This window comes from Sphingomonas sp. GW821-FHT03E12 (assembly GCF_059420685.1).
Genome location: NZ_JBWKUF010000003.1, coordinates 722,153 through 734,550, shown reverse-complemented (window position 1 = coordinate 734,550; position 12,398 = coordinate 722,153). Strand labels below are relative to the sequence as shown.

Below are 12,398 nucleotides of genomic sequence, written 5' to 3'. Positions count from 1 at the left end.
GCATGATGAACCGCCGGACGCTGCTGACCGGAATCGCCGCCCTCCCGGCGGCTGCACAGGCAGCGCCGGCGGCGCTCTCCGACACCGGCGACGAAGCCTATTGGCGCGGCATTGCTGCCGAGTATGACGTAACGCGTGAGGTGATCCAGCTCGAGAACGGCAATTGGGGCATGATGGCCCGGCCGGTGCTGGAGGCGTACAAGGAGCAGTTGGCGCGCGTGAACCGCGACACGAGCTACTATACGCGCCGCCGGTTCGGGGCCGACGCGATGGCGGTGCGCGATGCGCTGGCGGCGGAACTCGGTGTGCCAGCGGACGAGATCGCCTTCACTCGCAACGCGACCGAAGCGCTCAAGGCGCTGATCCTGGGTTATAACCGGCTGCAACCGGGCGATGCTGTCCTCTATGCCGATCTCGACTATGACAGCATGCAGGATTGCATGGAGAATCTGTGCGTGCGGCGCGGGGTTTCGGTGGTTCGCATCGCGCTGCCGGAACCCGCGACGCGGCAGGGGCTGATCGATGCCTATGCTGCAGCATTCGACGCCAATCCACGCCTGAAGCTGGTGCTGCTCACGCACCTCAGTCACCGCACCGGACTAGTCTTGCCGGTGCGCGAGATCGCCGCACTGGCGCGCGCGCGCGGGATCGATGCAATCGTCGATGCCGCCCACAGCTGGGGTCAGCTCGACATGACTCTGGCCGATCTCGATTGTGATTTCGTCGGCATCAACTGTCACAAATGGCTTGGTGCGCCGCTGGGTGTCGGTGCGATGCATATCCGCAAGACCGCCTTGTCCCGGATCGACCGCGACCCGGCCGAACCGGCGGACGGCCGCGACACCGTGAGCGCACGCGTCCATCCCGGCACCAGCGATTTCGCGGCGTTGCTCACCGTACCCGTCGCGCTTGCCTTTCAGCAGGCGATCGGGCGCGCCCGCCGCGCCGCACGGTTGCGGATGTTGCGTGACCGTTGGGTTGCGGCGGTTCGTCCACTGGCGGGCGTCGAGGTGTTGACCCCTGACGATCCGGAACTGCACGGCGGCATTACTTCCTTCCGCTTGCGCGGTGTGACCGATGTCAAAGGCAATGTGGCGCTCGCAGCGCGCATGCTCGAGCGTCATCGCATCTTCACCGTGCATCGCGACGGCCCGGCAAAGGGCGCATGCGTCCGGGTGACGCCGGCGCTGTTCAACAGCCCGGAGGATATGGACAAGCTGGCCCGTGCGCTTGCCGCAGAAGGCGCGTCGATCAGGTAGGGTAGACGCTTCCTGTTTCGACGGGATCCGCTGATCCACCTCTCACGGCACTCCAATCTGCCTTGACAGCGAAAGGCCACGGCTTATTGCCGCTTCAATTATGTAATGATGTAACGTTACATACTGTTTAGGGGGTAATATGTTTGGATCGTCTCGCTCGCTGATCGCCGCTGCGCTGGTTTGCGCGCCGGCATCATCCGTCTTCGCGCAGGAGGCGCCACGGACGGAAGAACCGGGTGAAAGTGAGGTATCCAGACGCCGGGACGGCAATGAGGACGGGGACATCGTCGTAACCGGCTCGCTCATCCGGCGGCTGCCTCGCGAGTATATCGCAAGCCCCATCCAGACCTATGGTCGCGAGGATGTCGAGCAGGCGGGATCGGGATCGCTGTCGGAATATATGCTGACGATCCCCCAGAATTTCACCGGCGATCTCAGCGATTTCGGAACCTCGGCTTCGAGCATCGGCTCGACGCTGGGTGAGGGCACGACGTTCAACCAGTATGACGGTTTTGCCGCATTCGCGCTGCGCGGCCTTGCCTCGGACGCCACGCTGACCCTGGTCAATGGCCGGCGGATGGCGAGCATAGGGATGATCGAGGCGCCGACAGTTTCGGTGATCCCCTCTGCGCTGATCGACCGGATCGACATTATCGCCGACGGCGCTTCGGCGACCTACGGAGCGGACGCGGTTGCCGGTGTCGTCAACATCGTCACCCGCAAGGTCACCGACGGTGCCGAACTGCGCGCCCGCGCATCAACCGCGACGCAGACTGGTTCGAACAATGCCGAACTGAGCGCGATTGCGGGGCAGAGCTGGAATGGCGGTCACATCTATGGCGCGGCCATGTATCAGAAGCGATCTGCTTATATTGAGGATCCGATCCTCGTCTCCGACACATTGCTGCAGATCACCCAGCTTCCCAACGAGGAACTGAGCGGGCTCTATGCCGGTGTCGCGCAAGAAGTCGGAGCGCTCAAATTCTCGATCGATGCCGCGCATTTTCATCGCAAGCGTGACGCGCGCATCAACTATATCGGCCATGCAACGGACAATCGCTTTTTCGACAATGAAGCGGCGGGCTATTCGCTTTATGGCAATGCGCACTGGCAGGCGAGCGAGACGACGTCGTTCGATCTCAATCTCGACTGGGGCAGCAACCGCACCAGCAGCACCCTGTTCCGCGGTGACCCGCTTCTGCCAGTCTCCAGCCGATCCTACACCCACCGCAACACCCTGTTCGCCGCCGAGTTGACCGGGCAGACGCAACTGGGGCGATTACCCGCGGGGCCGGTCCTGCTCGCAGGCGGAGCGCAGTATCGGCGTGAGACTTTCCGCACGAACGCCAGGATCTTCTTCAACCTCGCGGGCGGTGAGCGCGAGGTGAAGTCGCTGTTCGGCGAGGTCAACGTGCCGGTCGTCAGCGCGGACATGGGCATTCCGCTCATCCGCTCGCTCACGCTCTCGGCCGCGGCGCGCTATGAGGATCTGGGGTTTGACAATGCGCTGGCTCCAAAGGCCGGAGTCCGGTGGCAGATCGACCGTTCGATCGCACTGCGCGGCACCTATGCGCGGTCCTTCCTGGTGCCGCGGTTCCGCGACACGATCGGCATCGCCGAGCAGGTATCGTTCTGGAACTACCCCTACGCCTTCCTCGATCCGGCCAGCCAGAATCCGGCATTGCCCGCCGGGAACGCACTGGTGATGTTCCGTGCCGGGGCCAATCCCGACCTGAAGACCCAGAATGCCGACACCTTCACCATCGGCATCGACCTGACGCCGTCTTTCATCCCGAACCTCTCGATCAAGGCCGGCTATTACCGGATCAAAATCTCTGGCCGGGTGGTTACGCCTTCGCAGGACGACAGCGTAGGCGTGCGCGATCTGCAGGGGTTCAACACCGTCAATCCGGGCCGGGATCTTGTGAACCGGATCGTCAACAACCCGACGATCTTCCGCTGGTTCGCGACGGAGGTGCCGTTCGTCAGCGGCGGAGATACCGTCATCTACAGCAGCGCGAGCCAGATTCCGGCGTCGCTCCTGTCCCAGGTGCAGCTCATTGCCGATATCCGCCCGCAGAACTTCGCGGTGGAAATGACCGACGGTATCGATTTCGATCTTGCCTATCGAACGCGTCTGTTCGGCGGCGAGGCACGCTTCAAGCTGACCGGGCAATATATCCTTGGTCTCAGCCTGACGGCCGGATCGGGGCACGCTGCGTCCCGGCTGGACGGGTACGCCCAGCCTGCCGACCTGCGGCTCAACGGTTCGGCGATCTGGGGCGGCGGCGGCTACTCGATCGGCTCGGTGGTGAATTATGTCGATGGCTTCACCGATAACCGGCCCGGGGAGCCGCAGCGCAAGGTCGGGGCATATACGACCGCGTCGCTCTTTCTCGGCCTCGACCTCGAGCGTCTGGTGTCTGCGCCTGCAGCGAAGGGGGGCGAACTGCAGTTGGTCGTCGCCAATATATTCAACCAGCGGCCCAACTTCCTTCCGGATGCGGTGCTGGGATACGACCCCTACAACAATCCGCCCAACCCCCGGACCATCAGCTTGGTGTTCACGAAACGCTTGGGACGCTTCTGAACGGGAACCGGCGCGCGGTGGGGCGTTGCGGGCGCCCTCACGGTGCTGCCGGATCGACCAGCGTGTCGCGGAGGATCCCGCATTGCGGCGGGAAGGTGTCGCTTCCCTCATCCGGGCAATAGCGCATGACGCGGGCGGTTGTGCCCGGCCGCAGCCAGAGTGACGCGGAGGCGACGCCATCGACGAAACGGGAAGGCGGAAGCGAGAGATGCTCCGACCACAGGTCCATCCGCATCTGCTGCGCGAAGGTTCGCGTCGTTGCGGTAGCTGGCACGCGGTCGTCGAAGATGAAGGCGTCGATCTCCGTATCATGTTCCCAGCCGCGGCGGTTGCAATTGGCCGATCCGATCACCGCCAGCTCGTCATCGAATACCCAGCATTTGGCATGGACATAGGTGTGCCGGCCAAAGGTGGGCATGAACCGGCCGGAGCTGGAGGGCCTGCAAGGCGGCGGAACTGCAGGGATCGGTGGGGTCACCAGCTGGAAGATGCGTACCTTCGCAGCCTGATCGGGCGGCAGTCCGCGCGAAAGTGCCTCGACGAACTCGCGCCGCAAGGTCCAGATGCACGGCGTGTCGCTGTTGACGTCGGTGGCGGCGATGACGATCGTCAGATGCTGGATATTGGGCAGCGCCGCGCGCAGGGCACGCGCCGCCTCGAGGTTCAGCAGATACTGCTCCTCCATGTAGATGAAGCGGCGCGCGTTGCGGATGCCGGCGAGCAGCATCGCGCGGATGTCGCGCTCGCGCGGCATGCCCGATCCGCGGCGCGGATTGAAGGTCCGGCCGATGACGACCGAGCAGGTGTCGCCGGTCGAGCTGCGCTGGGGCGGCAGCGGCGCAGACAAGGCGGTGGGCGTGGTGAGACCGCGGCCCCGCAGCGGCGCGCGCATCTCGATCGCCCGGCTCCCCGGGTGATGATCCCAGCGGGTGATGAAGGTGCCCAGCAGGTCGATGCTCGAGGGGCCTTCCACACGGCAATGCACGTCGTGGAGCGGATTGCCGCCGCCGCCGCTCATGCTCTCGATATCGCTCTCGCTGTCGAAGCCGTCGAAATTGACCTCGAAGCTTTCGCGGGCGCGCTGGGCGAGCCGGGTGGGGCCGGGCGTGGGGCAGACGATGGTCGAGGGCAGGATTCGGTCGGGGTTGACGTCGAGTCCGCCGCAGAAGCCGACCAGCCGCTCGCCGTCGCCGACCACGAGCAGTTTCTGGTGATGCGAGCCGAGGTTGAGCGTTTCGCCATCGACGATCGCCGCGCCGCCCGGCAGCGCGTTGATATGATCGGCCGAAGCCTGGGTCTGGCGGAGCTGAGTCCGCATGTGGAACGCGGCTTCCCAGAACATCGCGCGTACCTGCACGCCATCCCGCGCGGCCCTTTCCAGCAATCTCTGCAGCTTGCTGTCGGGATCGCAGGTGATCATGTCGAAATCGTCGACGCAGATCCAGCCGAGCAGGTAGATGAACGCGTTGCCGCCGCGCACCGAACGGATCGCCTCGACCATCGCGTCATAGCCGGCGAGCATCGGCGCGCCCGGATTTTCGGCATCGACAAGATGCCGGACGGCATTGCCCGTCCGGATCGTCGCGCGCGGACTGATGACCCGCGCCAGCAGCGGACCCCAGCGCGGCGGATCGAGCGGCGAGCGGAAGGGCTGGGGTCTGGGCCGCGGCCGGGGGCGCGGGGGCGGCGGGAAGGCGAAGGGCGCGATCACATCAACGCGGCGGCTCAGCGCAGGATCGCCGGGGACCGGTTCGCTCTCACCGCGGGTCGTGGGGGTGAAGACGAAGCTGAAATGACGGCCGGCACCCTGACGGCGCAGGCTGGCGTCGATCGCCTGCATCACCGCTTCGGCGCGGCGCTGGCCAAGGCCAGTGTTCGCGCCATCATCACCGACGGTATCGGTATGGCCGACCAGCGCCAGCCCGTCGATCGGCGTCGGCGTGTCGAGGCTGGCGAGCAGGCACGCGGCGATCGCGTCGATCTGGGGCTGATGATGCGGCTCGATACGGTGCTGGCCAAAGGCGAAGCGGTCGAGCGTCTGGCGTACCGGAAGTCCGGTGCAGACCGGCGGGGTTGCCGGAACCGTCCCGGCGGCGAGCGCCGCGCGTATTGCTGCGACCGTCAGCGGACCGGCGACGCCGTCCTGCGTCAGACCATTGCGCCCCTGGAAGGTGCGCACCGCGTTGCGGGTGGCGTTGCCGGCGATGCCGTCGACGCCGAGGCCGGCACCGATCAGTTGGTTGAGCGCCGATTGCAGCCAGCGGACATTGGCGTCGCCGCCGGTCTCGGCGTCCCATCCCGCAAGCGGTGCGGCCCAATCGCCGCTGTCCAAGCCGGCCATGCCGGACTCTCCCGGCCAGCCGCTCCTCGAATACATCATCGCAGACGCTCCTTTCGCCTTCGCTCAGGGCAGTTGGAAGTGCATGAAATCCTTGCTGCTCGACCAGCTTCCACCCCAACCGAGGCCGGCGGCGATCAGCGCTTCGATCAGCGCGAGGTCGAGCGTGCAGAAGCCTTCGCGGGCGTAGCGGCCGAGCCGCTCGCGCGTGGCGCGGTCGGCCAGCGCGCGCGCTACATCGGGCGCGGTCTGCGCGCTTGCCCAGGCGGCAGTGAAATCGCGCTGGAACTGGGCGCTGAGCTCGCGCAACCGCGCCGGGCCGCGCTCGCGCCGCAGGTCGGTGCCCGTCACCGCCTGGATGACCAGAAAGTCCCGCGCGTCGCGAACATGCGGGTTGGTGCGCGGATTGATGTCCATCGCACGGCCCATCGCGTGCAGGCTCAGATTCTGGCTCCCGGCGATGCGCCGGATGTTGAAGACGCCCGGCCGGGCGATGGGCGGAACGAGCGACCGGCCGCCAAGTGCCGCTTCGGCCGCGCGGAGCGGTTCGGTGAAATCGCGATGCCCTGAGAAGCTGTGCCCCAGGAAGGTCAGGCCCGTGATGTTCGTCGCCAGATAGGCCGCAGCATCGGCGACGCCCCGGCGGGCGAACAACGGCACGAATTCCAGATACTGCGCAAAGGACCGGCTGAAATAACCGTGAACGCGCGGGTTGGCATCCCATTGCGCGCGCGCCGTCGCTTCGTCGGGCGGGGCGACTTCGGCTCGGCTCCCGCCCGATCGGGGCGGAGGGTCGCTGCGCTGTTCCCGGCGTGAGCGGTGTTCCAGTTCCTGAGGGGCACGCGGCGCCGATGGCTGCTGTTGCGGTACTGGAGCCGGGATCGGCGGCGGTACCGGGTCCGGGTTTGGCACCGGTCGCGGCGAGGGACCGGGCGCCGACAGCGCCAGCATTGCGCGCATCAGGCCGAGCACGCGATCGCGATAGGCGCCCCGGCCATAGGCGCCGTCGCCGCTGATCCGCCGTCCCATCCGGTAGATCGAGCCGGACTGGCCGAGCGCCTGTCCTGCCGCGACGGCGTTGAGCACCTCAGCGCGGCGGCTCATATGGTGATAGCGGGTTGTGCCTGCGTGGAAGCGGACGCCGAGCCCCAGCACTTCGGGAACGGCGAAATACCGGTTCCAGTCGTCATTGGTGCTGACCGTGCAGATGTCCTGGTCGCTGAGGCTCGCCCAGCGCGCCGCGAGTGCCTGGATCGCCGGATCGGGACCGCGATAGCCGCGGATGAAGGCGGCATGGCGCAGATAGCTCGCGCGTCCGGTCGTCTGGATGATGCCGCGGCCGCGGAACTTGTAGAAATCGGTCTCGCGGATGAACGCGGTCTCGGGATCGTCTTCGCGCGTCGAGAATTCGGCTTGCGGGTAATAGTGGCTGTTCCACGCCCCGCCGAACTCGCTGCCATGATTGGCCAGCCGGGCGGCACCGCCCAAATTGCCGTGCGCACGGATGAAGACAGGGTCGTCGAACAGCGAGCCGGCCGTGCGGCCCCCGCTCATGTGATTGTAGCTTGCCTTGGTCCGTCCGGGCCGCAGCTCGATACGATCGAAGAAATAGGCGAGGCCGGGATGGCGGCCGCGCGCATCGGTGCGCCCGCCGCCGCCGCGACCGCTCGATTCGATGTGCCCCGCAAAGTCGCCGTCGGTCTCGTTGAGTACGATCGCCATCAGCGCTGCGAAATCAAGCAATGCGACGCGTGGCTGGTCATAGGTGGTTGCCAGCCGGTTCCAGAAGCCGGTGAAACGGGCACGGGCGGCAGCGCCGGTCGGCATGCGCAGCGGGCCGCCGCGGCCGCGTGTAAACGGCCCCTGGCCCGACAGCGTGCGGTTGAACCAGTCGGCGAACCCGCCGACGCCGGCGAAATGGGCCTCAAGTTCGGCCGCGTTGCCGAAGTCGCGTGCGGCGAGCGCATCGACTTCGGCCTGGGCCAGGCCCGGTGGCACTGGCGGGTCGGTTTCCGGCCAATTCTCCCATTCCATTGCCTCGGCTTCGCCTCCGCGTGATGGCGGCGTGCCGCCACCGGAGAGCTCCGCACCGGGGTCGGCGAGGAGCCGCCAGCCATAGCGGCGGGGAATGGCGTTGTGCTCGTCGCGCACCGCCTCGACTCGCCAGCGTCTTGCCAAGGTCGGATCGCTTGACGTCAGGGAGGCGAGGGCCTGAGCGACCTGACGGCTGTGCGCCGCCGTTCCCTCACCGGCGCGGTAGAGGACGCGCAAGGCTCCGGTCTGCGCCGCGGCGCCGCGCAGCTTCGCTTCCGCCCAGCGGATGAGTGCCGTCGGCGGTCCGTAGAGCGCGTCGAAGCACTGGACTTCGTCAGGGTCGAGCTGCTGCAACAGCCGCATCAGCGCTGCGCCGCCGCCCGAATGGCAGGTGAGGATCAGCCGCCCCGGCTGGACGTTGCTCGCGCCCGTCGCCGCGGCGAAGCGTGCGAGCGCGAGTGTGATCAGCTGCCCGAGCGCGCCGGGAGCGGTCAGCGCCGGGAAGTCATACCCCATGCCAGTGCGCCCGCCGTAGAAATTGCCGCGGGGCAGGATTGCGAGGAGCGGGGCAGTGCGCCCGGCATTGGCTGGGTTCACCGGATCGGCGAAGTCGAGCCCCGAATTGGGCAGCTTGTCACGATCGATCCGCATTGCCGCGCCGCGTCCGGAGAAACCGTGGAGATGGACCACGACGTCGAGCCGCTCGGGCACCGCCGCCATCGCGTTCCAGCGCAGCACCAGATCGGGCGCGGTGCCGCGATGCGACGCCAGCAGCGGCACGCGGGCGTCGACGATTTCGCCGGCCGCGATGCCGTTTGCTGGATTGGGTGGCGCCGCCGCGGCTGGCTGCGCGCGCAGCGGCGGCGAAGGCGAAGCTGCGGTACTGGTGGCCTCCAGCAAGGCAAGCGCGCGCCAGGTTGCCGGGCCGACAATGCCATCGGCGCGCGGAACGATGCCCGCCGGCGCGAGCGATTGCAGCGCCAGCACGGCGGTGCGCAAACGCGGGCCGTAGGCCCCGTCCTCGCGCAGCGGCATGTCACCGAGCCCCATCAGTCCGCGGCTGGTGCGCGCGGCATGGAGCGCGTTCAGGCGCCGCTGCAGATCTGCGACTGCGGGGCCGCGGGCGCCCGGGCCGAGCGCCGGTTCGCCGGTCTCCTCTGCCAGCTGTTCCGTATCGCCGGCCTCCCCGGTGACCAGCCGCAACAGCATCGTGTCATCAAGCATGAGGTCGGCGGCGTTGGCGATGCGGCGGGCGAAACGGTCGTCCTCGCTCCGGCGCACCGGCCAAAGCTCGACGATATGCACGAAGCGCCCGGGCGATGTGCGCGGATCACTTTCGGGTCGCAGTCCCAGTTCGAGGATGCGGACTCCGGATGCAAATCCCGGCGACGCGACAAAACCGAGCTGGGTCCAGCCATGCCCGGGCACGGTGCGCAGAAGCAGGTCGCCGCGCAGCGGGCTGATCCCGCCGATCGGTTCGCCCGGCCGGAGCAGGACCCGCACGCGGCGTCCGAACAGCGATCGCGCAGCATCCCCCTGCGCCAGGTCGTTGAACAAGGCGGTGAGCGAGGCGGGAACGTTTTCCGCCTCGCCGACCTCGGCACCGAATGCTTCGCCGACGCCGCCGAGCATGTCCGTCGACGAGTGCCATTCGCCGTCCGCCTGTGCGACCGCCGCCATCAACTGTTCGCCGGCGTAGCGGGCGTCGATTTCAGCGAAGTCCGTCGATGCGTAGGACGCTTCGATCGCTTCGATCGCCGCAGCTTCGGCGAGCGCGGCCTCATCCTTGACCGAGTCCGCAGCGCAGTCGGGGCAGCATGCTGAATCGATATCATAGTCGAGCTCGCCGCTTTCGGCGGCGAACTCGGTCGCCGTGCCGACCGGGTCAGGCGGCAGGTCGAGCGCGGTCGTGACCGCCGGCATGTCCGGCGGCGTCATCGCCACCGGCCCGGGTCTTGCTGCAGGGGCAGGAGCGGGGGCCGCTGAGGTGGCGGGGGGTGGTGCATATGGAGCGGGAGCGGGGGAGGAGAGCGGGACGCTCAGCGCGAAGGGGCTGGATCGGCCGCCAATCGGTACCGCCAGCCCGAGCCCGCCGCCGCCGCCGATCGGGATCTGGAACTGGAACGGCAAGGGTGAGCCGCCGCGGTGCGCATGACGCATGCGGCGCGCCTCATCATCGCCCTCGTTACTCCAATCGGCGTCTTCCGCATCCCGCTCGGCGTCTGATGAATCGTCTTCCTCGCCTTCCATCACCGGAAGAATCCCTTCGCCGGCTTCGGACAGCGCCATCTCGGCTTCAGCCTCGATCGCCTCACCCTCGTCGTCGGCGGCGCAGACGAAATCCTCGTCGCCGGTCTCGTCGTCGAAATCCTCGTTCATGATGATCTCCTGTGGAGGAGTGGCTGAGGCCTGGGGGACGGTGTCGATCGCGCGTGCCGCCGCTACCGCCGCGATGGCGTCGCAATAGCCTGCGCCGAGCCGCGTACGGTCGGCCTCGGGCACCGCTTCGAGCGCGCCGAACAGGGCGGCACGTGTCTCTTCGATCCGCAAGCGCCGGGGTGCCGCGGCGAACATCAGCGCGACCGTCCCGGCGACATAGGGCGCGGCCATGCTGGTGCCCGACATCCGGCTGGAGAGCGGTGCGTCACGGCCGTCGCGTGGCATCGAGCGGGCGCTGAGCACCTGTACGCCGGGCGCTGCGCAGCCGGGACGGGCGGTGCGGCCGTCGCGGGTCGGGCCCGCGCTCGAAAAGCGGCCGGGCGGGCGCTCGCCGCGATGCGCGTCATAGGCGGCGACTGCGATCGTGCGGTAGCCGTTGCAGATCGTGCCGAGCGTCGTTGCGGTATCGACCGCCTGTTCGACGAACCGCAGCCGGCCGGCGCCCGCGGGATCGCGTTCGATCCACAGATGGAGCCTGCCGTCGCCGATTGCCCGCCCATGGGCGATGAGCTGCCAGCGTCCTGCCGGTGCGTCGCCATGGAGGAACAGCGAGCCCTGGGAGTCGCCGTTATTGGGGTCGTTCTCGCGATTATGGACGCGGCCGACTACGCGTCCCTGCCAGACGATGTCGGCACGGCCATCGGCCTTTACCGGCCCGGCGCGGATCCCGTCCGGACCGGTCAGGGTCAGGTCGATCGCGTCGCCTTTCTTGTACCACAGGTCGATCTCGGCGGGCCGGGTTCCTGCGGCGAGGTCGAGGTCGAAGGCGTGCACCTCGCCGGGATCGAGGGTGATCGAAGCATGCGCCGCCTTGGCGAAATAATTGCCGCAGCTCATCGTCATCGCGCGGCCGGGCTGCTCGTCGAGCATCGCATCGAGCGCCATTTCGGTGAGGGTTGCGCCGTCATGCTGGCCCGCCTGACGGCCCAGGCTCGCGTTGATGACGACGGGACGGTCCCCGGCGGTGCGGACGATGAAGTCGCAGCCTTCGATCAGATCGGTCGAATCTCCCAGAGGCTGCGGCCCCTGCGGCGTGCGCGTCGTCAGATCGACGAAGACCAGATCGGCCTCGGGCGCGAGGCCTGCGACTCCGCCCGGATAGCCGGTGCCCGAGGAGATGCCGAAGGTATGCGAGCCATGGCTTCCCGAGCCGCGGTCCGAGGTCCACCAGCGATAGCCGAGCGCCGCACGCGGATCTGGGGCAGCAAGGGCACGATCGATCTCCTCGCGGGTGAAGATGCGGCCGAAGCCGTAGCGGTTGGGGTGTGCCGGATCGTAGCGCGCACCCTGGTCCCACAGGGCGAGCAGACGCGTTCGTCCGTCAGGGCGGCGAAATGCCGGGTGTGCGAAGTCGAGTCCCCAGTCGAGATGCGCGACGACGACGCCCGCACCCGTCGGCAACCCCTCGCTTCGCCGCGCGTCGCCCGGCCGGAAGGTCACATCGCCACCGGCCTCGTCGCTCCATTGCGCGTCGTCATCGATGTCGGGGGTGGGAGTATAGTCTTGCGGCCGTTTCACGCTCTCGACCTGCCCGCGCACGGCCTCGATATCGCCGCGGCGGAGCCGGCAGGTGGCGATCAGCCCGAAGCGGGCGATGACGCGGACCGGTGCCGGAACCGCCCCGTCTTCGCGCAGGCGGATGATGACCGAGACCTGATCGTCCGGGCCGCCTTCTTCCGCGAGTTCGAGCAGGGCGCTTTCCACGCTGTCCTCCTGTCGGCGGCGCGCGCGCCGGGGC

4 protein-coding genes are annotated in these 12,398 nt (G+C 67.8%); 2 read left to right on the top strand and 2 right to left on the bottom strand.

Annotated features, from left to right (window positions below; translation table 11 throughout):
* Positions 1–2 precede the first annotated feature (2 nt).
* Positions 3–1,259 carry an aminotransferase class V-fold PLP-dependent enzyme gene (locus AC07TU_RS13170; RefSeq protein ID WP_495188347.1) on the top strand — a complete coding sequence of 419 codons (1,257 nt, stop codon included), beginning with the start codon at positions 3–5 and terminating at the stop codon, positions 1,257–1,259.
* A 139-nt stretch (positions 1,260–1,398) separates the two neighbouring features.
* Complete coding sequence (locus AC07TU_RS13165; RefSeq protein WP_495188346.1) at positions 1,399–3,849, top strand: TonB-dependent receptor plug domain-containing protein; 2,451 nt, start codon at positions 1,399–1,401, stop codon at positions 3,847–3,849.
* A gap of 37 nt (positions 3,850–3,886) precedes the next feature.
* Here the strand turns inward: AC07TU_RS13165 and AC07TU_RS13160 are convergent, their stop codons facing one another.
* Both AC07TU_RS13160 and AC07TU_RS13155 read right to left on the bottom strand, forming a co-directional pair.
* On the bottom strand, positions 3,887–6,190 hold the full coding sequence (locus tag AC07TU_RS13160) for a peptidoglycan-binding protein (RefSeq protein WP_495188345.1): 2,304 nt from the start codon (positions 6,188–6,190) through the stop codon (positions 3,887–3,889).
* 63 nt (positions 6,191–6,253) lie between these two features.
* On the bottom strand, positions 6,254–12,364 hold the full coding sequence (locus AC07TU_RS13155) for a S8 family serine peptidase (protein ID WP_495188344.1): 6,111 nt from the start codon (positions 12,362–12,364) through the stop codon (positions 6,254–6,256).
* Positions 12,365–12,398: the final 34 nt, after the last annotated feature.

Bases quoted from the DNA above. Each gene is read 5' to 3' on its own strand.
- AC07TU_RS13170 (WP_495188347.1), top strand. From the start codon at position 3: ATGATGAACCGCCGGACGCTGCTGACCGGAATCGCCGCCCTCCCGGCG.
- AC07TU_RS13165 (WP_495188346.1), top strand. From the start codon at position 1,399: ATGTTTGGATCGTCTCGCTCGCTGATCGCCGCTGCGCTGGTTTGCGCG.
- AC07TU_RS13160 (WP_495188345.1), bottom strand. From the start codon at position 6,190: ATGGCCGGCTTGGACAGCGGCGATTGGGCCGCACCGCTTGCGGGATGG.